Source organism: Pseudarthrobacter sp. MDT1-56, assembly GCF_059383555.1.
Genome location: NZ_JBWZCK010000005.1, coordinates 16752 through 41978, shown reverse-complemented (window position 1 = coordinate 41978; position 25227 = coordinate 16752). Strand labels below are relative to the sequence as shown.

General features: G+C 66.9%; 23 protein-coding genes, 1 tRNA gene and 2 riboswitches. Of the genes, 4 read left to right on the top strand and 20 right to left on the bottom strand.

The window, feature by feature from the left end:
* Nucleotides 1-100: 100 nt before the first annotated feature.
* From groL to AC50YC_RS08465, 5 genes are all read right to left on the bottom strand, one after another.
* The gene (groL, locus tag AC50YC_RS08485) at nt 101-1738 is read right to left on the bottom strand and encodes a chaperonin GroEL (protein WP_160667642.1); all 1638 of its coding nucleotides are present in this window, start codon (nt 1736-1738) and stop codon (nt 101-103) included.
* Between the two features lie 317 nt (nt 1739-2055).
* A complete protein-coding gene (locus AC50YC_RS08480) occupies nt 2056-3318 on the bottom strand; it encodes an ABC transporter substrate-binding protein (protein WP_494953323.1) in 1263 nt (420 codons plus the stop codon).
* A 95-nt stretch (nt 3319-3413) separates the two neighbouring features.
* Nucleotides 3414-3620, bottom strand: a complete 207-nt coding sequence (locus AC50YC_RS08475; RefSeq protein ID WP_282382031.1) for a cold-shock protein — start codon at nt 3618-3620, stop codon at nt 3414-3416.
* 170 nt (nt 3621-3790) lie between these two features.
* Nucleotides 3791-4444 carry a LytR C-terminal domain-containing protein gene (locus AC50YC_RS08470; protein ID WP_494953104.1) on the bottom strand — a complete coding sequence of 218 codons (654 nt, stop codon included), beginning with the start codon at nt 4442-4444 and terminating at the stop codon, nt 3791-3793.
* Between the two features lie 81 nt (nt 4445-4525).
* Nucleotides 4526-4843, bottom strand: a complete 318-nt coding sequence (locus AC50YC_RS08465) for a DUF3263 domain-containing protein (RefSeq protein WP_494953103.1) — start codon at nt 4841-4843, stop codon at nt 4526-4528.
* Between the two features lie 84 nt (nt 4844-4927).
* Here AC50YC_RS08465 and AC50YC_RS08460 point away from each other — a divergent pair, with 84 nt between their 5' ends.
* Nucleotides 4928-5722, top strand: coding sequence for a uracil-DNA glycosylase (locus AC50YC_RS08460; protein ID WP_494953102.1), 795 nt, complete (start codon nt 4928-4930; stop codon nt 5720-5722).
* Between the two features lie 61 nt (nt 5723-5783).
* Nucleotides 5784-6623 (top strand): siderophore-interacting protein, encoded by an 840-nt coding sequence (locus AC50YC_RS08455; protein WP_494953101.1) that lies wholly within the window; start codon nt 5784-5786, stop codon nt 6621-6623.
* Between the two features lie 59 nt (nt 6624-6682).
* Here AC50YC_RS08455 and AC50YC_RS08450 read toward each other — a convergent pair whose 3' ends face one another.
* Together AC50YC_RS08450 and AC50YC_RS08445 are read right to left on the bottom strand one after the other, a co-directional pair.
* The gene (locus tag AC50YC_RS08450; RefSeq protein ID WP_494953100.1) at nt 6683-8179 is read right to left on the bottom strand and encodes a threonine/serine exporter family protein; all 1497 of its coding nucleotides are present in this window, start codon (nt 8177-8179) and stop codon (nt 6683-6685) included.
* Nucleotides 8180-8210: 31 nt separating this feature from the next.
* The gene (locus AC50YC_RS08445) at nt 8211-9284 is read right to left on the bottom strand and encodes a lipid II:glycine glycyltransferase FemX (RefSeq protein ID WP_494953099.1); all 1074 of its coding nucleotides are present in this window, start codon (nt 9282-9284) and stop codon (nt 8211-8213) included.
* 116 nt (nt 9285-9400) lie between these two features.
* Between AC50YC_RS08445 and AC50YC_RS08440 the strand changes: the two genes are divergently transcribed.
* Nucleotides 9401-9955, top strand: a complete 555-nt coding sequence (locus AC50YC_RS08440) for a TspO/MBR family protein (protein WP_494953098.1) — start codon at nt 9401-9403, stop codon at nt 9953-9955.
* 1 nt (nt 9956) lies between these two features.
* Here AC50YC_RS08440 and AC50YC_RS08435 read toward each other — a convergent pair whose 3' ends face one another.
* From AC50YC_RS08435 to AC50YC_RS08410, 6 genes are all read right to left on the bottom strand, one after another.
* Nucleotides 9957-11384, bottom strand: coding sequence for an L-serine ammonia-lyase (locus AC50YC_RS08435; protein ID WP_494953097.1), 1428 nt, complete (start codon nt 11382-11384; stop codon nt 9957-9959).
* 167 nt (nt 11385-11551) lie between these two features.
* Nucleotides 11552-12895, bottom strand: a complete 1344-nt coding sequence (gene glyA, locus AC50YC_RS08430) for a serine hydroxymethyltransferase (RefSeq protein ID WP_494953096.1) — start codon at nt 12893-12895, stop codon at nt 11552-11554.
* Nucleotides 12892-13287 (bottom strand): glycine cleavage system protein GcvH, encoded by a 396-nt coding sequence (gene gcvH / locus AC50YC_RS08425; protein WP_494953095.1) that lies wholly within the window; start codon nt 13285-13287, stop codon nt 12892-12894. The genes glyA and gcvH overlap by 4 nt, the downstream gene beginning before the upstream one ends.
* Nucleotides 13288-13335: 48 nt before the next feature.
* Entirely contained in the window at nt 13336-14469 is a 1134-nt protein-coding gene (gene gcvT / locus AC50YC_RS08420) for a glycine cleavage system aminomethyltransferase GcvT (RefSeq protein WP_494953094.1), read from the bottom strand.
* 12 nt (nt 14470-14481) lie between these two features.
* Nucleotides 14482-17394, bottom strand: a complete 2913-nt coding sequence (gene gcvP / locus AC50YC_RS08415) for an aminomethyl-transferring glycine dehydrogenase (RefSeq protein WP_494953093.1) — start codon at nt 17392-17394, stop codon at nt 14482-14484.
* 39 nt (nt 17395-17433) lie between these two features.
* A riboswitch (glycine riboswitch) is annotated at nt 17434-17550 on the bottom strand.
* 1 nt (nt 17551) lies between these two features.
* A riboswitch (glycine riboswitch) is annotated at nt 17552-17650 on the bottom strand.
* A 191-nt stretch (nt 17651-17841) separates the two neighbouring features.
* On the bottom strand, nt 17842-18381 hold the full coding sequence (locus tag AC50YC_RS08410) for a TetR/AcrR family transcriptional regulator (RefSeq protein ID WP_494953092.1): 540 nt from the start codon (nt 18379-18381) through the stop codon (nt 17842-17844).
* An 82-nt stretch (nt 18382-18463) separates the two neighbouring features.
* On the opposite strand from AC50YC_RS08410, the gene AC50YC_RS08405 reads away from it, so the two are divergent.
* Nucleotides 18464-20134 (top strand): MFS transporter, encoded by a 1671-nt coding sequence (locus tag AC50YC_RS08405; RefSeq protein WP_494953091.1) that lies wholly within the window; start codon nt 18464-18466, stop codon nt 20132-20134.
* Between the two features lie 102 nt (nt 20135-20236).
* Here the strand turns inward: AC50YC_RS08405 and AC50YC_RS08400 are convergent, their stop codons facing one another.
* The 7 genes from AC50YC_RS08400 to AC50YC_RS08370 form a co-directional block, all read right to left on the bottom strand.
* Nucleotides 20237-20716, bottom strand: coding sequence for a Dps family protein (locus tag AC50YC_RS08400; protein WP_494953090.1), 480 nt, complete (start codon nt 20714-20716; stop codon nt 20237-20239).
* A gap of 184 nt (nt 20717-20900) precedes the next feature.
* Nucleotides 20901-21443, bottom strand: a complete 543-nt coding sequence (locus AC50YC_RS08395) for an AMIN-like domain-containing (lipo)protein (RefSeq protein ID WP_494953089.1) — start codon at nt 21441-21443, stop codon at nt 20901-20903.
* 250 nt (nt 21444-21693) lie between these two features.
* Nucleotides 21694-21996 (bottom strand): DUF4193 domain-containing protein, encoded by a 303-nt coding sequence (locus AC50YC_RS08390; RefSeq protein WP_056741192.1) that lies wholly within the window; start codon nt 21994-21996, stop codon nt 21694-21696.
* Nucleotides 21997-22206: 210 nt separating this feature from the next.
* Nucleotides 22207-22695: a GyrI-like domain-containing protein gene (locus tag AC50YC_RS08385; protein WP_494953088.1), complete on the bottom strand. Its 489-nt coding sequence runs from the start codon at nt 22693-22695 to the stop codon at nt 22207-22209.
* A gap of 113 nt (nt 22696-22808) precedes the next feature.
* On the bottom strand, nt 22809-23708 hold the full coding sequence (locus AC50YC_RS08380) for a hypothetical protein (RefSeq protein ID WP_494953087.1): 900 nt from the start codon (nt 23706-23708) through the stop codon (nt 22809-22811).
* A gap of 278 nt (nt 23709-23986) precedes the next feature.
* Nucleotides 23987-24063: transfer RNA gene (locus tag AC50YC_RS08375), tRNA-Thr, on the bottom strand.
* 152 nt (nt 24064-24215) lie between these two features.
* The gene (locus AC50YC_RS08370; protein ID WP_494953086.1) at nt 24216-25106 is read right to left on the bottom strand and encodes a DsbA family protein; all 891 of its coding nucleotides are present in this window, start codon (nt 25104-25106) and stop codon (nt 24216-24218) included.
* Nucleotides 25107-25227 lie beyond the last annotated feature (121 nt).

Here is a 25227-nt window from a genome sequence, read left to right as displayed (position 1 = left end):
CGCCGACGGCGGCCCCACCCGAAGGAGGGACCGCCGTCGTTGAACTGGACGTTCAGCGCTGAACTGGTCAGCGACACTCAGTGTTGCTAGCTCAGCGCGGTTAGAAACCGCCCATGCCTCCCATGCCGCCCATGTCGTCGCCGCCGCCCATGGCCGGGGAGTTCTTCTCCGGCTTGTCGGCCACAACGGCCTCGGTGGTGAGGAACAGGCCGGCGATGGAAGCCGCGTTCTGCAGGGCAGAGCGGGTGACCTTGACCGGGTCGTTGATGCCGGCAGCCAGCAGGTCGACGTACTCGCCGGTTGCTGCGTTCAGGCCGTGGCCTGCAGGCAGGCCGCGGACCTTGTCGACGACAACGCCGGGCTCGAGGCCTGCGTTGAAGGCGATCTGCTTCAGCGGCGCGTCGATGGCAACGCGGACGATGTTCGCACCGGTTGCCTCGTCGCCTTCGAGCTGCAGGTTGGCGAATGCCTTGGCACCGGCCTGGATCAGGGCAACGCCACCGCCGGCGACGATGCCCTCTTCGACAGCAGCCTTCGCGTTGCGGACAGCGTCCTCAATGCGGTGCTTGCGTTCCTTGAGCTCGACCTCGGTTGCGGCACCGGCCTTGATGACTGCAACGCCGCCGGCCAGCTTGGCCAGGCGTTCCTGCAGCTTCTCGCGGTCGTAATCCGAATCGGAGTTCTCGATCTCGGCGCGGATCTGGGAAACGCGGCCGGCGATCTGGTCAGCGTCGCCTGCACCCTCGACGATGGTGGTCTCGTCCTTGGTCACAACGACCTTGCGGGCGCGGCCCAGGAGTTCGAGTCCGGCGGTCTCAAGCTTGAGGCCGACTTCCTCGGAGATGACCTGGCCACCGGTGAGGATGGCGATATCCGCGAGCTGCGCCTTGCGGCGGTCACCGAAGCCCGGAGCCTTGACGGCGACGGACTTGAAGGTGCCACGGATCTTGTTGACGATCAGGGTGGCCAGGGCCTCGCCCTCGATGTCTTCGGCAATGATCAGCAGCGGCTTGGAGGACTGCATGACCTTTTCGAGGACAGCAACCAGTTCCTTGACGTTGGAGATCTTCGAGTTGACGATCAGGATGTACGGATCCTCGAGGACCGTTTCCTGGCGCTCAGCGTCGGTGACGAAGTAAGCGGAGATGTAGCCCTTGTCGAAGCGCATGCCTTCGGTGAGCTCCAGCTCGAGGCCGAACGTGTTCGACTCCTCGACGGTGATGACGCCTTCCTTGCCGACCTTATCCAGGGCTTCGGCAATCAGGGCGCCAATCTCGTTGTCACCGGCAGAGATGGACGCGGTGGCGGCAATCTCTTCCTTGGTTTCGATTTCCTTGGCAGAGGCCAGGAGCTCGCGGGTGACGGCTTCGACAGCCTTCTCGATGCCGCGCTTGAGGGACAGGGGATCAGCGCCGGCCGCGACGTTGCGCAGGCCTTCTTTGACCAGGGCCTGAGCCAGCACGGTGGCGGTGGTGGTTCCGTCGCCAGCGACGTCATCCGTCTTCTTGGCAACTTCCTTGACCAGCTCGGCGCCGATCTTCTCGTAAGGATCGTCCAGCTCGATCTCCTTGGCGATGGAAACACCATCGTTGGTGATCGTGGGGGCGCCCCACTTCTTTTCGAGGACGACGTTGCGTCCACGCGGGCCGAGGGTGACCTTGACGGCGTCGGCGAGGATATTCAGGCCCCGCTCAAGACCGCGGCGTGCCTCTTCATCAAATGCAATGATCTTGGCCATAACGGCAGTAGTCCTTTCGGGACAGTCGTTAAGAATGAACCTTTGCTGCGGTGCCCGCGACGGACGATCCTTGCCCCGCGGCCTCTGTATGCCGCCGGGCCAGGGATCTCACCCCAGCCAGGTGTTTCTTTCGCTCCTGGCTCGCCTGCTTCAACTTCGCGGCCGGGCGAACCGGGCGTTGTTTAGCAGTCAATACGCGGGAGTGCTAACTCAATAATTAGCACTCCCCCGGGGAGAGTGCAAGCAGTGGGTGCGCTGGAATGCCCTGCATCGGCCCGCTGGCGGCACTGCGGCGCGACGCAATACGCTACGGGCGATTAACTCCCGTTGCTGCTGGCTGTCTCGCTGCCGCTCATGGTTGCGGTGTTGTCAGCACCGTAGGTGCAGACAACGTAGTTCGCGGTGCTGACGTCGCCGTTGGCATCGAAGCCGATCCGACCCGATTCACCGTCATAATCGGGTTTTTTGCCGGACCGGAGAACGTCGAGGCACTCCTGGTAGCTCTTGCAGACCGTGGATTCAACGGAAGGCCCGGTGCCGCCGGGCGCCTGGACCTTGCCGCCCGAGACGCCGATCAGGCCGGCCGCGATGGACGCTCCGGCGTCGTCCTGCGCAGCGGCGGCCGCAAGGGCGGCGAGGTTCACGGCGTCGTAGGTCTCGGCGGCAAACGTCATGTCCGACAGCCCCGGATCCACGGAAACCAGTTCGGCCTGGAAGTGCGCGGAGGCAAAGGTCCCCGGCAGGATCCCCCGGGCACCGTCGAGGGCACCGGATCCGAGGCCTGAACCGTACTGGTTGACCGCCCCGTCGCTGAGGATGAGCTTCTTGCCGGCAACGCCGGCGTTGTTCAGCTCGGCGATAGCGCCCTGCGCCCCTGCCCGCGAGACCAGCACGACGGCGTCGGGAGCCGCCGCCTTTACGGCAGCGGCCGCCTGCTGCGCCTGGCCCGGGGCGAAGCCGGCGACGGCGACGGACCCGACGCCGGACTGCCGGGCGGCGGCGGCGACGGCGTTGGAGACGTCCTTGCCGTAGCTGCCCTCCTCGTACACCACGGCGAGGGTGGCGGCACCGCCGTCCTTGGCCAGTTTGACCAGCACGGGTGCCTGGGCGATGTCGGCTGCCGAGGTCCGGAAATAGTAGCCGTTGCTCTGATAGCTGGTGAGCCCGCTGGCGGCATTGGCGGGGGAAATGATGGCGGTCTTGGCGTTGGCCAGGACATCGATGGCGGCGGGCGCCCGGCTTGAGTCCGTCGGACCGATGACGACGTCGGCTTTGGCCGCAACCCGCGCCTTGGCCTGCGCGGCGGTGTCCGCGCTGATGGTTTCCGGGAGCAGCTCCACCGGTTTGCCCTTGTGGCCGCCCGCAGCGTTGATTTCCTTGACGGCAAGCTTTGCGGCGGCCAGCTGGGGGGCGTTGAGGAAACTCTGCGGGCCGGTGTTGTCGAGGATGAGCCCGATCCGCAGGGTTCCGTCGCCGCTCGCGTCCGCCTGTTCCACGCGGGCGCCCCCGGTCGGACCCAGGCATGCTGTCAGGGCCAGGGCGGCGGTCGCGGCCAGGACCACGGCGCGGCCGGTCCGCAGTGCCGCAGCCCGGCGCCGGAGAGTCCTGCCGGTGGCCCGTCGAGCAGCGGCCCGGTCGGCTGGGTCCTGCGGCGCGTGCGCTGCGGCGGCGAAGGTCACTGGACGGGCCGGACACTTTCGGCCTGCGGGCCTTTTTCGCCCTCGCCGACTTCGAGTTCCACGCGCTGGCCCTCGTCCAGGGCACGGTAGCCCTCCCCCGCGATGGCAGACCAGTGCACGAAGACATCGGCCCCGGAGCTGTCCACGGTGATGAATCCGTAGCCCTTCTCGGCGTTGAACCATTTGACGGTTCCCAATGCCATGGTGTCCACACTTTCAGTCGGCTGGGGGCGGCCCACCACAGTGTGGGCCGCGGAATGCAAACACAGAATGCAAACGCAGTCCGCAAATACTTTACCCACAGCCTCAGGCAGGAGCGCAGGGCGGGGGCGGGCCAGGAGGCCAATAGTTATTCAGGCGTAACCGGATCGGGCTACTGGAAACCGGGCGCCAGGACCACCACGAGTGGGAGCTGGAACTCGGCCGAGTCCACTACGGTCGGGATGCCGAGGAGTTTGCCAAGGGCTTCGGCGTTGACCTTCTGCGCGGCGCCGCTGTAGAAGATGACCGAGCGCTGCTGGGGCACACCGCCCCAGTTCCCCAGCGTGCCGATCGTCCAGCCGGCGGTGGAGACGGTTCCGCCTACGCGGTTCGCCAGCCCCGCGGTGGTCGTGCCGTTGAAAACCGCTACCGGCTGGGTCTTGTCGACGACGGCGGACGCGGCGGGGGTGGCGGACGCGGAGGGCGTCGCGCCGGCCTGCGGGCTGACGGGCGCCGCGCTCGACGGCGACGGGGTGGAGGGCTCGGGGCTGGACGGCGCTTGGGTGGAGGCCGTGGGGGCGGGCGACGCGGCGGCGCTGCTGCCGCCCTGCTCGGCCGAGACAGCCATCGTTTCTCCGGCGGAGGAGAGTCCAAGCTTCGGCAGAAGCAGGAAGGCCACGAGGCCGACGGCCAGTGCAGCGGCTCCGACGGCCAGGATGGACCCCAGGCGGCGGCCACGGCGGGATTCGGCGACGGCCCGGTGGACACCCTGGCGTGTGGAGGTCTCCGGGACCCGATCAAATTCATCCCGAGCGTATTTGGTCATGGTAAAAACGACGTCCTTGCTGATTTCTGACGATTTGCCCACGCCGGCGTCCGCGCGGGAATCCGCGCCTCCGGCTGTGCTTTACGCGTCTGAGCCCAAGCGGCGAGCAGTGCGCGCACGTTGGCGTGACGTACGTAGTCTACGCAATCTCTTCACCAGCATGGGATCGTGGGCCAGCGCATCCTCGGTGTCGATGAGGGCATTCAGGATTTGGTAGTAGTGCGTGGCGGACAGGTCGAAGAGCTCCCGGATGGCTTGTTCCTTGGCGCCGGCGTATTTCCACCACTGCCGTTCCAGCGCCAACATCTGCTGGTCCCGGCTGCTCAGCGGCGACTCGGGGCTGATCACGGCGGCATCAGATGCCGCCGTTGCGAGGTGCTCTTGCGCTTGTTCGGCCACGACACACTCCCTGGCTGGATCCGGTGAAAGTCTTCACCCATGTTACGGGCGAATAACAGCGTTGTCATTTGCCTGCCTGCGAGAATGGGCCCTGTGCCTACCTCCGACTCCCTTGATTCCGACGCCCTGTTCGAGCTGGAGCCCGAAGTGACCCAGTCCGCGGGCTTCTCTGAGCTCGCCCGCCGGCCGTTGCCGGAGCTTGTGGCGGCCGACTGGGCCGAGGCGTTGGCGCCGGTGGAGGGGAAGCTGCGCGATGTCCTGGCTTTCCTGGGCCGGGAAGTCGCCGAGGGCCACGAGGTCCTGCCGCCGCCGTCGAACGTGCTGCGGGCGTTCCGGCAGCCGTTGGCGGACGTCCGGGTACTGATCGTGGGCCAGGACCCGTATCCGACGCCCGGCCATGCCGTCGGGCTGTCCTTTGCCGTGGACGGCGCCACCCGGCCCATCCCGCGCAGCCTGGCCAATATCTATAAGGAACTTGAGGCGGATCTGGGGCTGCCGCCGCGGGTCCACGGCGATCTTAGCGGCTGGGCGGACCAAGGTGTGCTGCTGCTGAACAGGGTTCTCAGCGTTCGGGCCGGGGAGGCCGGATCGCACCGGAACAAAGGGTGGGAAGCCATCACGGCAGCAGCGATCAGCGCCGTGGCGGACCGCGTCGACGCCGACGGCTCCCCGGCGCCGCTCGTGGCGATCCTGTGGGGCCGCGACGCCGGGACCGTCGTTCCATTGCTGGGTTCCACACCGGTGATCTCCAGCGCCCATCCGAGTCCACTCTCGGCCTCGCGGGGATTTTTCGGCTCGCGGCCGTTCAGCCACGCCAATGCGCTGCTCCGGGAGCACGGCGACGGCACGGTGGACTGGGAACTCCCACCCCTGCCCTAGCAGGCTTCACAGTCAGGGTTCCGCCCAGGGTTGTTGGCGGTTGTTGGCTAGGCTTGGCTTCATGACCTCAGTCCCCGCAGCCACTTCGGCCACCCGGAAATCCCGTCCGCAGACCAACCTCACGGTCCTGCGCCGCGAGCGGCTCTCGCCGCACATGGTCCGGATCATCGCCGGCGGGCCGGGTTTCGCCGGCTACGTGAACAACTCCTTCGTGGACCGTTACGTCAAGATCGTGTTCCCGCAGCCCGGGATCGACTACCCGGAACCGCTGGACCTCTGGGAAGTCCGGGAGACCATGCCACGGGATCAGTGGCCGCACACCCGGACCTACACCGTCCGCTGGGTCGACGAGGCGGCCCGTGAACTCGCCGTCGACTTCGTGATCCACGGCGATGAAGGCCTCGCGGGGCCCTGGGCCGCGTCCGCCCGGCCCGGCGACGCCCTGACCTTCACCGGCCCGGGCGGCGGCTACAACCCGGATCCCGCCGCGGACTGGTACCTTTTCGCGGGCGACGAGTCCGCCCTGCCGGCCATCGGCGCCTCGATCGAATCGCTGCCGGAGGATGCCCGCGGCCTTGCCTTCCTCGAGGTGGACGGCGACGCCGACATCCAAGCCATCGCCGCGCCGGCCGGTGTGGAACTGCACTGGCTGCTGCGCGGCGGCGTGCCTGCCGGTGCCAGTGAACTGCTGGTCAGCGCGGTGCGCGATGCCACGTGGCTGGAGGGCCGGGTGCAGGTCTTTGCGCACGGTGAGCGCGGCTACATGAAGAGCCTGCGCGCGGTGCTCTACGCCCAGCGCGGACTGGACCGCTCCCAGGTCTCGCTCTCCGGCTACTGGGCGATGGGCCGGGTGGAGGACGACTTCCAGGCCGAGAAAAAGCTGCCCATCGGGAAGATCTAACCGCGCAGGATCCAGCAGGCGCACGATCTAGCAGGCGGAAGATCTAGCATGCGCGCGCTCTAGCGACGCCGGGCCCGCCGTCGCTCGTTGCTGGCCAGCCCGCGTGTCAGAGGCCGGGCGAGCGTGTCGCCGAGCACGATGCCGGCTGCGACGCCCAGCACGATGGCCCCGGCATTGAGCATCCCTCCCGCGCCAATGAGGATTTCGGATTCCTCGATGGTCAATACATACATTGAACGGAATATAGTAAGCCCGGGGAGCAGGATCAGCGCGGCGGGAACGGCCACCACCAGCTGCGGAGCGCCCATCCGCAGGGCCACCACACGGGCCAGCAGACCGATCACTACGGCGGCCAGGGCCGGTGCGAACCGTGGCCCAATACCCAGGGCCTCACCGCCGATGAGCACCAAGTAGCCGATGACGCCTACAGCCGCGGTGGGGAGCAGCAGCGCCCAACTGGTCTGTTCGGTGATCCCGATCGCGGCGACGGCGATGGCAATCATGATACCCACGGCCCACCACGGATACGCCGGCGGGAATGTTTCGGTGACGTCGATCGACTCCATGCCGGTCATGTCCCCGACCACGAAGCCGACGGCTATCCCGGCGACGAGCGCGCCGAAGGTCAGCATGGTGGACACGAACCGGCCGGCCGCCGTGACCGGAAAGCCGTTGATCGCATCCTGCACCGAGGAGACGAGCCGTCCGGTCGGCAGCAGCAGCAGGATGCCGCCGACCACCACGATGGCGGGAGGTATCTGGATTCCTACCAAACCGCCGAACCGCCATAAGAGCAGGGCGATGAAGGTGACCAGGAAGGAACACGCGGCGGTGACGAAGAAGTCCGGGGTGCGCCAGCGCGACAGCTTTCGGGCCAGCAGGCTGACCAGCAGGTTGGAGAGGAAGGCGACGGCTGAGGCTCCGGGGCCGCCGCCGAGCACACCGACGAAGACGGCGGAGAACACCCCGAACGCCACCGTGACCATCCAGCGTGGGAAGGGCTTGGAACTGTGGGTGATTTCGTCGAGCCGGCGCACGGCCTCCTCACGTCCCACCCCGCCGGCGACGATGTCCGTGACCAGCTGGTGGACCTTGGCCAGGCCCGCGTAGTTGTTGGTCCAGGACCGCACGACACGCAGCAAGGTGATGGGCGTCTGGTCTTTGGGCGCGTAGTTGATGGCCACCGACTGGTTGGTGATGTCCACTTCGATGTTCTTGAGCCCCAGCGCGGCCGTGATGGCAATGATGCTGGTTTCCACTTCGAGGGCGCCAGCGCCGTACCGGAACATGGACTCGGCCAGGTGCAGCGCGAAGTCGATGGTCTTTCGGGCAGAGGTGTCCACCCCGCCCACCTGGATCATCGGGTTGGCATAGGGGCTGCCGGCGAGACGGTCCACGATGCTCATCGGGGCGGTCGGCGGGTTCTCACCCTGGACCAGGCGGCGCAGCATCCGCTTGGCCGCAGCGTTCTGGCGCACCTGCGTGGCCGACATCGGCTCGGTTCTGGGCAGTCCGTCGGTGTGCGGCCTGCGGCGGCCGTCGGGTTCCTTGGTCATTCCGGCGTCCTTAATTTCCGTGGCAGCCGGTTTAGTAGAACTGCTGGCCAGTGCGGCGGGTGTAGAGCTGGCGGGCAATCCGCTCCCCCGCGGCCATCCAGGCCTTGTACTTCAGCGGGCTCAGCACCTGGTCGTAGCAGCCGACAAAGTCGGTCACGGTCTTGCTGAAGCTGGTCTTGAACAGGCCCAGCCCGTGGAACGGGTTGGACGTGTCCTTGAGCTGGTCGCTGGGGGGCGTGCCGCAGAAGTCGTATTCGGTGCAGCCAAGGTCCTTGAGCTGGGTGATGGCCGTCCACTGCACCAGGTGGGAGTCGCCGTACTGGCCGCGTTTCTGCAGCGAGCCGCCGTCCTTGTAGGTGCCCTTGCGGCCGTAGCAGATGACGAAGGCGCCCACGGAGGGAACGCCGTCCTCGTAGACGAAGAGCAGCCTGCCCTGGCCGCGGCTGATGAAGTTGGTCCAGAACTGCCGGTAGTACTCGTACTCGCGGACCCGGACCTGGGACTTTGCTTCCACGGTGTTGGTCATCAGCGCGTACATGGCGCGGAAGTTATCCTCGGTGGGTTCCATGTTGTGGACCACCACGTCCTCGCGGATGGCGCGGCGGACGGCGTTGCGGCCGCGGGAGTGGAGATTGCGCAGCAGCTGGTTTTGTTCCGGGGAGATGTCGAGCAGGGCCGTGGAGTCGTTGGGCTGCAGGTTGTGGGTCTTGACCAGCCCGGCGCCTTCGATCACCCGCTTGGCTTCCGGGGAGAGAACGATGTCCGGCTCGATCTTGATGGCGAAGACGCCCAGCCGGGCGCGCTTGACGAATTCGGCGTTGGCCGCGGCGATGCCGGGGATGTCCTCGACCGATGCCACATCGGGGCCCTTGATCAGGTACCAGAGCTTGCCCAGGAGCGGGAAGGACTTCTCCAGGATGAGGTTATAGCTCGTGTAATCGGCCGTCTCGTACACGAGGTGAAGGGGCTTCCAGCCAAAGTGCTGTTTGACCTCGGCGAAGGCTTCCGATTGCAGGAGATTGCCGCCATTGGGGTTCGCGGTGACGTGGGTGTCCCAGGTGGCGATCTCTTCGGCAGAGGCGAAGCGGGCAGTGAATTCACGCAAGGGTGCGGCATCCAATCATTGCGGTACGAGCGTCGGCGGGTATGCGGACATACAGGTTCAAGTCTATCCGCCCGGCCCCATGTTCCCGGCCGGAGCGGACGCGCTACGCTGGAAGCATGCCCGCTGATCAGCAATCATTGGCCGCAGGATCCGGAAGCCAGGGTCGCGCGCCCGGGAAGCTCGCGCTGGGCCCCCAGCTGCTGGGATTGTTGGCCTTTCTCGCGGCCTCGGCCCTGGTTGCGGGACTGGGCGGACTGGCCACCGCCAACAATGTCAACGGCTGGTATGCCACCGCGGACAAGGCGCCGTGGTCACCGCCGAACTGGTTGTTCGGGCCGGTCTGGACAGCCCTTTACACCGCGATGGCCGTGGCTGCCTGGCTGGTCTGGCGCCGGCGGGCGGAAGGGACCAGGTCCGCCCTCACCGCCTACGTTGTGCAGCTGGTGCTGAACCTGCTGTGGACGCCGGTGTTCTTCGGACTGTACCCGGCGCTCGGCACACCGGCCCTGTGGATCGCCTTTGGCATCATTGTGGCCCTGGCGGTGGCCGTGGCCGTCACTGTGCTCCGCTTCGGACCGGTCAGCCGCACGGCCGGGCTTCTGTTGCTGCCCTACCTCGCCTGGATCGTGTTCGCTTCGTCGCTGAACCTCTGGGTTGCGCTGTACAACTGACTCAGCACTCCACCACATTCACGGCGAGGCCGCCCATCGCGGTCTCCTTGTATTTGGAGCTCATGTCCTTGCCGGTCTCCCGCATGGTCACGATGACCTCGTCGAGGGACACCCGGTGCGAACCGTCGCCCCAGAGCGCCATCTTGGCGGCGTTGATGGCTTTCGCTGCGGCGATGGCATTCCGTTCGATGCAGGGGATCTGCACAAGCCCGCCGATCGGGTCGCAGGTCAGGCCGAGGTTGTGCTCCATCGCGATTTCCGCGGCGTTTTCCACCTGCTGCGGCGTGCCGCCCATGACTTCGGCGAGGCCGGCGGCGGCCATCGACGACGCCGAGCCGACCTCGCCCTGGCAGCCGACCTCGGCGCCGGAGATCGAGGCCTGTTCCTTGTACAGCACCCCGATCGCGGCGGCGGTCAGCAGGAACTTGACCACCACGTCGTCCCGGTCGGCCTGGGTGGCTTTGTCCATGCCCGGCGCGAAGTGGAGGGCGTAGTAGAGGACGGCGGGGATGATGCCGGCGGCGCCGTTCGTCGGGGCGGTGACCACGCGGCCGCCCGAGGCGTTTTCCTCGTTCACGGCCAGGGCGATCAGGTTGACCCATTCCTGCCAGTACTTCGGGTCCCGGTAGTCGGGGTCCTGGCCGCGGGTTTCCTTCATGAGCCGTTCGTGCCAGTCGGGCGCACGGCGGCGGACCTTGAGTCCGCCTGGCAGCAGTCCCTCGCGCTTGAGGCTGACGTCGACGCAGCCTTCCATCACGGAGTAGATGTGCAGGAGGCCTTCGCGGATCTCCGCCTCGGTCCGGGAGGCGCGCTCGTTGACGAACATGATCTCGCCGATCGAGAGGCCCTTGGACTGGCAGCGGCCCAGCAGTTCCGCGGCGGTGCGGAAGGGCAGCGGCAGTTCTTTCTTGGATTCATCGAGCTCCTTGAGCGCCGCGTCCTCCTCGCCCTCGCGGACGATGAAGCCGCCACCCACGGAGAAGAAGGTGGCGCTGTGCAGGACTTCCCCGTCGGCACCGGAGACGGTGAACGTCATGCCGTTGGTGTGCCGCGGGAGGATGGTCAGGGGGCGCAGGACCATGTCCTTCACACCGTAGGGCAGCGGGATGCCTGTCCCTTCGCCGGCGCCGGCCAGCTGCAGGATGCCGGTCTCGGCAATGGTGGCGAGCCGTTCCTCCACTTCCTCGGGGAGGATCAGCTCGGGGTGGAAGCCTTCCAGGCCCAGCATGATGGCGGTCATGGTGCCGTGGCCGTGCCCGGTGGCGGCGAGGGAGCCGTACAGGTCAACGCGCAGTGCCGTCACACGGTCCAGGACTCCGGAGGCCTTGAGTTCCCCGGCGAACACCGCAGCAGCCCGCATCGGGCCCACGGTGTGTGAACTGGAGGGCCCTATTCCGATGGAAAAAAGGTCGAAGACTCCAACGGCCATTGTCGTTCCTAACTAGCTTTAACTGTGGCCCGGCAGATGGTCCTGCCGGAAGGCGGTGCGGCCGCCGGGTGGCGGCGGTTCCGCCGGATGCACGACGCCGGGCGGCCGCTTGTGGCGGCGGCCCGGCGTCGTGATCTGTACTGCTGCTACTACCTGTAATACGGCTCTCAGGCGAGGTGTGCAACCGAGGGGTAGAGCGGGTGGGCGGCGGCGAGGGCCTCCACCCGGGAGCGCAGACCGGACAGGTCCGCGCCGGCGTCGGCGATCAGTGCCTCCGCGATGATGTCCGCAACTTCGGTGAACGCCGCCTCGCCGAAGCCACGGGTGGCCAGCGCGGGGGTTCCGATGCGCAGCCCGGAGGTGACCATCGGCGGGCGGGGGTCGAAGGGCACCGCGTTGCGGTTGACGGTGATGTCGATGTCCGCGAGGCGGTCCTCGGCCTGCTGACCGTTCAGCTCGCAGCTGCGCAGGTCCACCAGGACCAGGTGCACGTCGGTGCCGCCGGAGATCACGTTGATGCCCTTGGCGGTGACGTCCGGCTGGACCAGGCGCTCGGCGAGGATCCGGGCTCCGGCCAGCACCCGCTCCTGGCGTTCCTTGAACTCGGGGGACGCGGCGATCTTGAAGGCCACGGCCTTGCCCGCGATCACGTGCTCCAGCGGGCCGCCCTGCTGGCCGGGGAACACGGCCGAGTTGATCTTCTTGGCGATGTCGGCGTCGTTGGAGAGAATGATCCCCCCGCGCGGACCGGCGAGGGTCTTGTGCGTGGTGGACGTGGTGACGTGCGCGTGCGGCACTGGGGACGGGTGCAGCCCGGCGGCGACGAGGCCCGCGAAGTGGGCCATGTCCACCATCAGGTACGCGCCCACGGAATCGGCGATCCGGCGGAACTCGGCGAAATCCAGCTGCCGGGCGTACGCCGACCAGCCGGCGACGATCAGCTGCGGCTTGTGCTCCTGGGCCAGGCGCTCCACCTCGGCCATGTCGATCCGGTGGTCATCCTCCCGGACCTGGTACGGGACCACGTTGTACAGGCGGCCGGAGAAGTTGATCTTCATGCCGTGGGTGAGGTGCCCGCCGTGCGCCAGGTTCAGGCCCATGATGGTGTCGCCGGGGCGGATCAGGGCGTGCATGACGGAGGCGTTGGCCTGCGCGCCGGAGTGCGGCTGGACGTTGGCGTACCCGGCGCCGAACAGGTCCTTGACCCGGTCGATCGCGAGCTGCTCGATCACGTCAACGTGCTCGCAGCCGCCGTAGTAGCGCTTGCCCGGGTAGCCCTCGGCATACTTGTTCGTCAGCACGGAACCCTGCGCCTGCATGACGGCCTTGGCGGTGTGGTTCTCCGAGGCGATCATTTCCAGGCCGTCCCGCTGGCGGGTCAGCTCGGCGTCGATCTTCGCGGCAATCTCCGGGTCCAGCGCGGACAGCTCGGCGTCCAGGCTCGGGGAGACTACCTGCTCAAACGCGAAATCCGTGCCGGCGGCTGTGGCTGTGCCTGCGGCCGCGCTCACAGCTCGCCGCCGTTCTTGGATGCGTACTCCTGGGCGGAGAGCAGCGGGCCGTCCGATTCGGCGGCGACCTTGAAGAGCCAGCCGGCACCGTACGGGTCGCTGTTGATCAGCGCGGGGTCCTCGACGACGGCCGGGTTGGTTTCGGTGACCTCGCCGGTGACGGGGGCGTACAGGTCCGAGACGGACTTGGTGGACTCGACCTCGCCGCAGGTCTCCCCCGCGGTGACCATGGCGCCGACCTCGGGCAGGTCCACGTAGACAATGTCGCCGAGGGCGTCCGTGGCGATCGCCGAGATGCCGATGGACACAACGTTGGATCCGGCGTTGCCGGAGTCCCGCGCAACCCACTCGTGCTCGTCGGAGTACTGCAGTTCAGGGGCAACTCTTGCCATGTGTTTTTTCCTAAGTCTTGAAGTGGTCGTGGGTGCTGAATCTAAGGTTTATTTTTGGCGCTTGTAGAACGGCAGGGCGACGACTTCGAACGGTTCGGCTTTGCCGCGGAGGTCGATGTCCAGGGCAGTGCCGGGTTCGGTGAACTCGACGTCGACGTAGGCCATCGCGACCGGGTAGCCCAGGGTCGGGCTGGGCTGGCCTGAGGTGACCTCACCGACGGTGCTGCCGTCCTTCAGGACCGGGTAGTGGCCGCGTCCGGCCCGGCGGCCGAGGCCCTTGAGACCGACAAGCTTGCGGCCCGCGCTGGTGCCTGCGCCGGCTTCCTTTTTGGCGGCGAGGGCAGCCTTGCCGACGAAGTCGCCATCCTTGGAGAGGGCCACGACCGGGCCCAGTCCGGCGGCGAACGGGTTGCCGTCGACGGAGAGTTCGTTGCCGTAGAGCGGCATCCCGGCCTCGAGCCGGAGCGAGTCGCGGGACGCAAGTCCGGCGGGTGTCAGTTCGCCGTCCTCGGCGATGGCCACGAGCGCCTGCCAGAGGGCGGCGGCGTCGTCGTTGGCGACGAAGATCTCAAAGCCGTCCTCACCGGTGTAGCCGGTGCGGGCGAGGAGGAGTTCCTGGCTGGTGCCGCCGAACATAAAGGGGACGTCAACGGCGGCATAGTACTTCAGGCCGGTGACGAGTTCGTGCTGCGCGGCCGGAACAAGGCGCAGCAGGATCTCCTCGGCTTTGGGCCCCTGCACGGCGACCAGTGAGGTCACAACGGAGGCGTCCTCGACAGTGACGTCGAAGCCTGCAGCCCGCTCGGCCAGGGCCGCGGCCACAACCTTCGCGTTGCCTGCGTTCGGGACCACCAGGAACTTTTGGTCGCCGCGGCGGTAGGTGATGAGGTCGTCGATGATGCCGCCGTCGGCGTTGCAGATCAGCGAGTACTTGGCCTTGCCGACCGCCATCGCGGAGATCTTGCCTACCAGTGCGTAGTCGAGGAAGGCCGCCGCGTCAGTGCCGGTAACCCATACTTCGCCCATGTGGGAGAGGTCGTAGAGGCCCGCGGACTTGCGGACGGCGTGGTGTTCGGCCAGTTCGGAGCTGTACTTGAGCGGCATCTGCCAGCCGCCGAAGTCCGTGAAGGAGGCGCCGAGCTTCTTGTGCTCTTCGTAAAGGGCCGTGTAGTTCTCAGTCATCGTTGGCTGTCCCTAGTTGTTAGAGGCGGAATTGGCGGAGTGGACTGTTGTGTCTTCTTCGAAGGATTCGAGGGGTGGGCAGGAGCAGATCAGGTTGCGGTCCCCGGCGGCGCCGTCGATCCGGCCGACCGGCGGGAAGTACTTGTCCTGCTTGAGCGTGTGGACCGGGAAGACGGCCTGCTCGCGCGGGTACTCGCGGTCCCAGTCGCTGCTGATGACGGCGGCAGCGGTGTGCGGGGAGTTCCGCAGCGGGCTGTGCTCGACGGTGAAGTTGCCGTGGGCCACCTGGTCGATCTCGGCGCGGATGGAGATCATGGCCGTGATGAAGCGGTCGATCTCGCCGATGTCCTCGGACTCGGTGGGTTCGACCATCAGGGTTCCGGCCACCGGGAACGCCAGGGTGGGTGCGTGGAACCCGTAGTCGATCAGGCGCTTGGCGACGTCCTCGGCGGTCACGCCGGTCTTGGCGGTGAGTTCGCGCAGGTCCAGGATGCATTCATGGGCCACGAGTCCGCCTTCGCCGGTGTACAGCACCGGGAAGAAGTCGTTCAGGCGGGCAGCGATGTAGTTGGCCGCGAGCAGGGCGGACTTGGTGGCCTCGGTGAGGCCCTGGCCGCCCATGAGCTTCACGTAGGCCCAGGAGATCGGCAGCACTCCGGCCGAGCCGTAGCGGGAGGCGGAGATCGGGGTGCCGCTTTCGCCGTTGGCGGGATCCGCTGCGTTGCCCGGCATGAACGGTGCCAGGTGGGCCTTGGCCGCGACCGGGCCGACGCCGGGGCCGCCGCCGCCGTGCGGGATGCAGAAGGTCTTGTGCAGGTTCAGGTGCGAGACGTCGCCGCCGAACAGGCCCGGCTGGGCCAGCCCGACGAGGGCGTTGAGGTTGGCGCCATCGATATAGACCTGGCCGCCGGCGGCGTGGATGGCGTCGCAGACCTCGCGGACGTCGGCGTCGAACACCCCGTGGGTGGACGGGTAGGTGATCATGATCGCGGACAGCGCGTCCTTGTGCAGCTCGATCTTGGCCCGCAGGTCGGCGTGGTCGATCGTGCCGTCGGCGGCGGTGGCCACGACGACAACCTTCATCCCGGCAAGGACCGCAGAGGCGGCGTTGGTGCCGTGTGCGGAGGCAGGGATCAGGCAGATGTTGCGCTGGGCGTCGCCGCGGGAGAGGTGGTAGCCGCGGATGGCCAGCAGTCCGGCGAGTTCGCCCTGCGATCCGGCGTTGGGCTGGATGGAGACCTGGTCGTAGCCGGTGATCTCGGTCAGCTGGGCCTCGAGGTCCTCGATCAGTTCGCGCCAGCCGGCGGTCTGGGATTCCGGGGCGAAGGGGTGGATGGAGGCGAACTCCGGCCAGGAGATCGCTTCCATCTCGGCCGTGGCGTTCAGCTTCATGGTGCACGAACCCAGCGGGATCATGGTGCGGTCCAGCGCCAGGTCCCGGTCCGAGAGCCGGCGGATGTAGCGCAGCAGCTGCGTCTCGGAGCGGTGTGTGTTGAAGACCGGGTGCTGCAGGTAGTCGGAGGTGCGCTCGACGGCGGCATCCAGCGCGAAAGCGGTGTCCGTGTCTGCGGCAGGCCCGGCCACCGTCGCACCGAAGGCGGCGACGACGTCGGCGACGATGGCCGCCGTCGTGGCTTCATCGGCGGAGATGCCGACGGTGTCCGCGTCGATGGCGCGCAGGTTGATGCCCTTGGCGTCCGCGGCGGCGATGATCTGCGCGGCCTTGCCGGGGACCGGGACGGTCACAGTGTCGAAGAAACTGGTGTGCAGCACGTCTAGGCCCGCAGCCTTCAGCGAGGCTGCAATGGTCCTGGCGTGGCCGTGGGTGGTCTCAGCGATTGCCTTCAGGCCGTCCGGGCCGTGGTAAACGGCGTAGAAGGAGGACACGATCGCCAGCAGGGCCTGCGCGGTGCAGATGTTGGAGGTGGCCTTCTCGCGGCGGATATGCTGCTCGCGGGTCTGCAACGCCAGGCGGTAGGCCGGGACACCGGCGTTGTCCTTGGAGACACCGACCAGGCGGCCGGGCATGGACCGCTCGAGGCCCTTCTGGACCGCCATGTAGGCGGCGTGCGGGCCGCCGAAGAACAGCGGGACGCCGAAACGCTGGGCGGAGCCGACGGCGATGTCGGCGCCCTGCTCGCCGGGCGGGGTGATGAGGGTCAGCGACAGGAGATCCGCGGCGACGGTGACGAGGGCGCCGCGTTCCTTGGCGTCGGCGATCACGGCGGTGTGGTCGAACACGCGGCCGGAGGCGCCGGGCTGCTGCAGGACAACGCCGTTGATGACGCCGTCGGGCAGACCCTTGGAGAGGTCGGCGACCTCGACCTCGAAGCCGAGCGCCTCGGCGCGGCCCTTAACGATCGCGATGGTCTGCGGCAGGCAGTCGGCGTCGAGGACGGTCTTGCCGTCGTGGGCGGTTTTGTTCTTATTGGCCCGGCGCATCATGAGCACAGCCTCGGCGACTGCGGTGGCTTCGTCCAGCAGCGAGGCGTTGGCAATGGGCAGGCCCACGAGGTCCTGGACCATGGTCTGGAAGTTCAGCAGCGCCTCGAGCCGGCCCTGGGAAATTTCCGGCTGGTACGGGGTGTAGGCCGTGTACCAGGCCGGGGCTTCGAGGATGTTGCGGCGGATGACGGCCGGGGTGAGGGTGTCATAGTAGCCCTGTCCGATCATCTGGACGGCGGTTTTGTTCTTCGCGGCGAGCTTGCGCAGCTCGGCGAGGACCTCGACTTCGCTGAGCGCCTGGCCGAGGGCCAGTGCGGAGTCCTGCCGGATGTCCTTCGGGACGGCCGTGTCCACGAGCGCATCGACGGTGTCGTAGCCGACAGCCTTCAGCATGGCGTCGACGTCGGCCTGGCGGCGGGCGCCGATGTGCCGGTCAACGAAGGACGTGGAGGCTGAGGTAACAGTCACAAGGAACTCCATAACTAAGGCGGCGCAGGGTACGCCACATTGATTCGGGTTCCTCCCCGCTCTGTATTGGACCTGAGAGTTTCCGCGTAGCCGTGCTCTCGCATGGCCCCGCTTGCACCGTCGGTGAGCACAGCATGTCAAAAGACAGCCTGCTACTTTCCAGAGTTGCCTTGCCGCGGCGGTACATGGGCCTGAGAGATTCCTGGGGAGGGTTTGCTCCTACGGCGCCTGCTTGTACCTACTTGCAGAACTCTCCCGCCGCAGATCAAAGGCATATTAAATTTGCGTGACAACAGTCACAGCCCCTATTCTCCTACGCCCGGCCCGTGTCCGCAAACCAGTGACGTGCCAGGGCCGCCGTCGGTCACGGAGTCGCGGGAAAGCTGCGGTGTCGCCGTAACGTTCCCGCGACCCCGGGGCGCGTCCGGCGATTTCGGCGGGCCGGGGCGGCTGGTCCGGTCAGCGCCGGAGCCGCTCGAGGGCGAGGAGCAGGCTTTCGACGTCGGGGCCGACCTCCGGAAACGGACCGCCCGGGCCGCGCGCCAGCATGGCGTTGAAGTACAGCCCGTCGCCCATGTAAAGGACCGGCTTGGCCATGGCGGGGCCGACATCGGCCGCCAGCAGTTCCAGCCAGCTCGCCTGGACCGCGGCCATCCGGCGCAGGGTTTCCTCGTGGGCCACTTCCGCCAGCCGGGTGGCGGCCACGAAGACCCGGTCCAGCGGCGTGTCCGCCCAGACGGAGGACTTGATGAAGAACGCCGCGGCGCCTTCCGGGGCGGCGGCCATGGCGGCGAGGTCCTCGGCGAGCAGCCGGTCCAGCCGTTCCAGCAGGACGGAAATCATCGCCTCCTTGTTGGGGAAGTGGTAGAGCAGCCCACCCTTGGAGACGCCGGCCAGCCGGGCCACGGCATCCAGCGTCGCGGCACGTTCACCCTCTTCGATGAGCAGGGATTCGAACGCGTCAAGGACGGCTTCGCGGGCGACGGGTTTTCTGGCCATGGTTCCAATCATGCCCCGTGGCGGGGCCAAGTCCTTGCGTTGGGTTTCTTAACTGTACCGTCCAGACGGTACAGTTAAGTTTATGAGCAAGACTTCCCTCACCCGCAGCAGCACCGGATCCATCGGCAACCCCGCCGCCGGAACGATTCAGGCCCAAGCGCCCCGCGCGCCGTGGCGCGACTGGCTGGCGCTGGCGCTGCTGATGTTCCCCGTGCTGCTCGTGGCCGTCGACAACACGGCGCTGACCTTCGCACTGCCGGCCATCGCGCGCAGCCTCGACGCCTCCGGCGTGGAACTGCTCTGGATTGTTGACGCCTATCCCCTGGTCCTCGCCGGTCTCCTCGTGGCGATGGGCAGCCTCGGTGACAGGATCGGCCGCCGCCGGCTGCTCTTCATCGGCAGCACGGGCTTCGCTGCCGTCTCGGCGGTCACGGCCTTCGCCCCCAGCGCGGAATGGCTGATTGCCGGGCGGGCGGGGCTGGGGTTCTTCGGCGCCATGCTGATGCCCTCCACCCTGTCCCTGATCCGCAACATCTTCCCCGAGCCCAACCGGCGCCGGCTGGCCGTGGCCATCTGGGCCGCCGGCTTCTCCGGCGGCGCCGCTCTGGGCCCGATCTTCGGCGGCTGGCTGGTGGAGCACTTCTGGTGGGGCGCAATACTGCTGGTTGCCGTGCCGATCATCCTGCCGCTGCTGGTTCTGGGTCCGGCACTGATCCCGGAATCCCGGGACCCGAACCCGGGCCGGGTGGACGTGACCAGCATCCTCCTGTCCTTGCTGGTCATGGTGCCGGTGGTCTACGGCATCAAAGTCCTGGCCACGCACGGGCTGGCACTGGAACCGCTGGCCGCCATCGCCTTTGGACTGCTGATGGGCTACGTCTTCATCCGGCGGCAGCGGCAGCTCCTGGCAGCCAGCCTGCCGCAGGACGGCGCGGCACGCGGCATGGCACGCGGCCCCGCGGCGGGAAGCCCCGCGGATCGAAACCGCACCGCTCCGCTGCTGGATCTCAGCCTTTTTGGCAACCGGGTCTTCAGCACCGCCATCATCGCGAACGTGCTGGCGCTGTTCTCCTTCAACGGCTTCATCCTCTTCCTGGCCCAGCACCTGCAGTTGCTCGAGGGCCAGTCTCCCTCGGAATCCGGCGTCGCCATGGTCCCCGCGCTTATCGCCACCGTCCTGGCCGGGCTGCTGGTGGTGCCGCTGGTAAAAAAGGTCCGCCCCGGCTTCGTGGTCGCCGGCGGGTTGCTCCTGAGCGCCGGCGGCTACTTCCTCGTGGCTTTCGGCGATCACGGCAACGGACCGGCGCTGCTGCTGGCGGCCCTGCTGGTGCTGTGCCTCGGGGTCGGCGCCGCGGAGACCATCTCCAACGACCTGATCCTCGGTGCCGCCCCGGCAGAGAAGTCCGGGGCGGCGGCCGCGATTTCCGAGACCGGCTACGAAATCGGTTCCCTGCTGGGCACCGCCATCCTCGGCTCCATCCTGACGGCTTCCTACCAGGGCAATCTCCGGCTTCCGGCCGGCGCCGTGGACGCGGCACCGGCTGAGGCATCAGCGCAGGCGGGCGAGACGCTCGCCGGTGCCGTGGAATTGGCACAGGCCCTGCCGGGACCGCTGGCGGAGGCCGTGATGACCGCCGCCCGGTCGGCGTTCGATTCCGGCGTCCACATCACGGCCACCATCGCCCTCGTGCTCATGGCAGGGGCGTCAGTGCTTGCCGCCGTCGTGCTCCGGAAGGTGCCGACCGCCAAATAGCCTGGAAATTGGAACGCCCCAGAGCCGGCCGGGCGGCTTAAAACGCCCAGCGCCCGGCGCCGGTGGGAACCGGGGCCGGGCGCTGGGGACTGCGGGGGAACGCTACTTGCTGTCCGCCGTGGTGACACTGGAGTTGGCCCGCATCGTCTCCGCGTTGACCAGCCAGGCGTACTGCTCAAACTTGGCAATAAACTCGTGCAGCAGGTCCGCCGTGGTGGGGTCCTCTTCGTCCACTTCGTCATGGACTTTGCGCATCGTGCCGACAGCGGCCTCCAGGGCCGCCACGATCCGTTCAATGGCGTCTTTGGTGTTGATCAGGCCGTTTGGGAACTCGGCGAGCGAGGTGGACTTGGACACCGTGGAGCTGCGGCCGTCCGGAAGGGCGTGGAGGGCGCGCATGCGCTCCGCCAGATCATCCGCGAAGGCACGGGCAGAATCGATAATCTCGTCCAGCTGCAGGTGGAGGTCCCGGAAGTTCGTTCCGACGATGTTCCAGTGGGCCTGCTTGCCCTGAACGTGAAGTTCGATCAGGTCAACGAGCACCGCCTGCAGGTTCGTCGTGAGGGTCGGTGAAGCTTTCATGCGTCCTCCTGAGTAGGTGCGATACCGTGGCGTCCGGCATCGCTAGGTCCGATATCTCCGACGCTACCGCAGGGCGCAACAGGACCGCGACGGTCCCCGGATAATTTCTCGGTCAGCTTACTAAGTCGGCTTACTAACGACGTCGGGCACTGCCTGGACGACGCAGCCAGCCGCGCGGGCGGGCTCACCAGAAATGCGCGACGTCGATCACGAGCCGTGAGCCCGCGTCCGGACCTTCCAAGGTGAAGACGCGGAACGGCAGCCGGGCCCGGACCCCAAGGCCAAGGCTTGAATAGCCTTCGAAGCTGCCGGCCCATGCCACCTGCCGGAAGGTCTGGTAGCCGCTGACGTTGCTCAGTTCGTTCGGGTCGGCCGGGTTGTAGGTGGCGTCGCCGTTCACGTAGGCCGGCGCGTTGGCCGTGACCTGGAGGAACGCCAGGCCGCGCAGCGGGACAGGAAATCCCGAGCCGTCCTGTGCCACCTGCGGAACGTACCGGACGGTGTAGCCGCTGACGGGCCCGTTGAGGTCGATGACCAGCCGGTCGAAGCAGTAGTGCTGCCCCGTACGGACATTCGTCACCTGGGCCTGGCTCATCGCCGGTTCCGCCTTCACCAGGGACCCCCACACCAGTCCGCAGTAGGGAGCCGCCGCTGCGGGACCGGGCGCCACGAGCGCCGATCCGACAGCCATCAGGATAGCCACCAGCCATACCCGGAACTTCTTCATGTGGGCCGCCCCCTCGAGAGATGAGATAGCTCCAGAATAGGAGCGTTTCCGGCCCGAATCGAGGGGTGGGCCGGATCTGCGTCAAACCGTTAGGCTGCGCTGCGCCGGGTCACGGGACGGTTGCGCCGCCGTCGTCCGGGTGCCGGGAAACTCCGGGCAACGGCGAAGCGCCGGCCCCTTTACGGAATCCGGCGCTTCGCGGTGCCTTGCTGGAAAGTTGTGAAGTGGTGGTGCGCGGTGGAAGGTTCCCCTAGCCTTCGCAGTCGCGGCAGTACTTCAGGCCGTTCTTTTCCTTGGCCACCTGGGACCGGTGTCGGACCAGGAAGCAGGAGGAGCAGGTGAATTCATCGGACTGCTCGGGAACAACAATGACGGTCAGTTCTTCGCCGGAAAGATCAGCGCCGGGAAGGTCGATGCCTTCAGCCGTGTCGTTCTCGTCGACATCGATGACAGCAGTCTGGGCGCCGCCGCCGCGGGACGCCTGAAGTGCCTCCAGCGACTCAGCGGGAGACTCTTCTTCTGTCTTGCGTGGTGCATCGTAATCGGTAGCCATTTGGGGGTTCACTTTCGTTGCTGCGCAGCGCCATTTCAGGCACCTCAGTGAAGCAGTTTAGGACATTATGCACGCAGTTGAAGAATAGTGTGGCGAATCAGACACTTTGCGTCACGCGGCCATGCGAACAGGACGAACAGGGCACAGCGACGGGCGCCAAAGACTCCCCCAGAGGGTTCGACGCCGGGTAGCCTGCACCGCCGGCCGTGCTCAGGCGACGGGCCAGATGATGAGCGTCTTCCAGGTCGCCGGGTCCGGCTCTACCGCGGGGTCGCTGAGGTAGTACTCCCACATCGTGTTGCCCGGCGTCAGGCCTTCGGCCTGCATCTTCGCCATGATCGCCCCGTACGTGTCGGGGAGAGTCTCGTACGGGCCCACGTGCATCGCTTCGAAGGCCCGGCCGGCAGGGAGGGACCCCGCGGTCACACCGCCGTCGCCCCCGCCGGGGAACGGCGCCGCCACCGGAAATCCCGCCTCGACGTCGACGACGTCGGTGGGCATGCCGCGATACATCGCGAATGGCGGTCCGGCCAGCTGGACGTGCTGTTGTTCCGCCGCACTCATCACCGAGCTGTACGCGCGGCCGAAAAATTCACGCAGCCCCTTCATGGGAACGGTTTCGCGCAGCACCGCCGTCGGCTGTTCCTGAAGCTGGGTGGACTTGATGTCCGGCGTCTTGTCCGGGTTGGTTTCAGTCATACGCCCAGACTCCGCCGTGCGGAATCCCCGGGTCTAGGGCCTAACGTCCCTCGGGCGCCCGTCCGGTTCCCTGGCTCCGGAGCCCCGTCGAAGGCCTCGGTGCGGTTGTTCGATCAGTCGATCACGGCCAAATCGGGGATCCATCTTTCCTGCGACTCCTGGGCGTTGAACATCAAGACCCAGACGCCGTCCTTGGCGCCATGAATATCCGTGAACGGCGTGAAGGCGAAGTAGAGCTGGCTGCGGGCCTGGGTTTCAGTGCTTTGCATCTCGACGACCTTGAATTCGAGTTGCTCCCAGGAGCCGTCATAGGGAATGAAGTTATTCGATTCGTCCACGATGAGCATGCGCTCCGGGTCCGTGAGCCCGGCGAGGGCACTGTCCTGGGACGGTCCGGACGGCGCGGAGACTTCCGCGTAGACCGTGGCCAAGAGGGGCGAAACGCGCGACGGCGCCATCTTGGTGTAGTTGCTGCCGGTCGCTGCGGCTGTGGCTGGTGCTGCACCGTCGGGTTGGGCGCTCCGGCGGGCGATGGCTTCCTTAAGCCGTTCATCGTTGATGATCTCTGCTCCGGTGCTTGTCCGGGACACCTTCCCGGCCGCCGGGATCGTGGCCTCCGGCGCGTTGCCGGCCGCCTCCGCGGTTGCGTCCTCCTGGTAGACCTCGCGAAGGAACGCCCCGTAGGCCAGCTGGTCATCCCGGCTCTGCTGCTCGAACGTGGACTGGTCCATGGCTTCCAGCGCGCTGATCTTCTGCTGCTGCTCCGCGGTCAGGGCCTGGTACGGCGCGCTGTCTTTCAAGGCAGCCGACGCCGGTTCCGCGGGGGCGGAGGTTGCGGCCGCCGAGGTCGCTGCACCGGGCTGGGTGGGAGCAGGCTGACTGGAGGCGGGTTGGGTGGAGGTGCCGGGTTCGGCGGGCGCGCCGGCGGCGCAGCCGGACAAGAGGACCGCCACAATGAGAAGAGACAAGCCGGCGGCGTTGCCGCGGCGACGATTCAGGCGTCTGGCGGTCATGGTGTCCCCCAAATAACTCTGGCCTGCCGGTTGTCCCGGCAGGCCGGTCAGTAAATCAGACTGTGCCTCGGATGGCTTGGGCAAACCATTCGACGTGATGTGCCCTGTAGGAACATTGTCCACAAAGGGACCGTTCTGTGCCACGGTAGTTCGGCCTGTAAATGGGTGAAGATCCCGCGACGCAAGGTGGGAAGAACGCAGCCAGAGAATCCGACTAATGGACAAACGAAAACCGCGCCGTCAAGGGGATACTTCCCAACAACGGCGCGGTTCTTCTATGGGGCCCCCTGTCGGATTCGAACCGACGACCCCCGCTTTACAAGAGCGGTGCTCTGGCCAACTGAGCTAAGGAGGCATTCCTGTGCGCCGGCGGGCACCGGGCCGCCGTGAGGGGCCTGGCGCCATGGCGCTAGATAAGGTTAGCCCACGGATGGCCGGTGATAAAAACAGGCCCGGCTCCGGAAGAATCCAGAACCGGGCCCGCAGTTTGCTGTTGGGTCCTGCCGACTACTGCTTGGCGTCGATGGCGGCCTGGAGGAACTCCTCGAACGGGGTCTGGGCGCTCTCGCCCTTGCCCCACTGCTTGCCGTCAACGAACACGGTGGGCGTGCCGGTGACACCGATGGAGGCCGCCTGCTGGGTGGTGTACTTCACCCACGGACGGAAGGTCTTCTCGTCCACGCACGTTTCGATGCTCTTGGCCCCGACGTCGGTGGCCATCTTCTTCAGATCCGCATCCGAGATGCCGGCGCCGCCTTCAGCAGGCTGCTTCTCGAACAACGCATTGACGAAGTCCGCGTACTTCTCCGGCGATTCGTTCACAACGCAGGCTGCGGCGTTGGCCGCACGGGAGGAGTAGTTCGTGGTGGAGCGGGTGTCCAGGAAGCCCAGCGGACGGTACTCCACGCTGATCTTGCCTTCGTTGCGAAGGGTTGTGAGGGTCTCGTTGTACTGGGTCTCAAAGTTCTTGCACACGGGGCAGATGAAGTCGATGTAGAGGACCACCTTGACCGGCTTGCCCGCCTCAGCTTCGGCACCGGGGGCGGTCACCTCCGCGGGCGGGGTTTCCGCCGGAGCGGGAATATCGGCGACCCGGACGGTCGCAGGCTCGGTCTTCGCGACCTCCGAGTTGGCCAGCAGCGTGACGCCGCCGTACACGTTGCCGTTGGCCGGGGTGGGTCCCTCGTCCGCAATCGGCGCGTTCTTCTGAATGTTCGAGGTGACGACCAGCGCCACCACCACAATGATGGCCACGACGGCGGCAACGATGCCCCAGCCGATGAGCAATTTATTGCGCTTGTCCTTTTTGACCTGCGCCTCGCGGATTTCACGGGCTTTCTCGCGGGCCGCGGCAGTTCGCTCTGTTTTGGACTGACGGGGTTCGTTTGCGGGGCTCATTAGTTCCTCGGGTCGATCGGCCGGTGATATCCACTGGGTGGCAATTCATCATTTTAGGGGAGAAATCTGGGAACTTGCGCTTTCAACTTTCCTTCCCGCCTCCCAACGGACGAATAGCCCA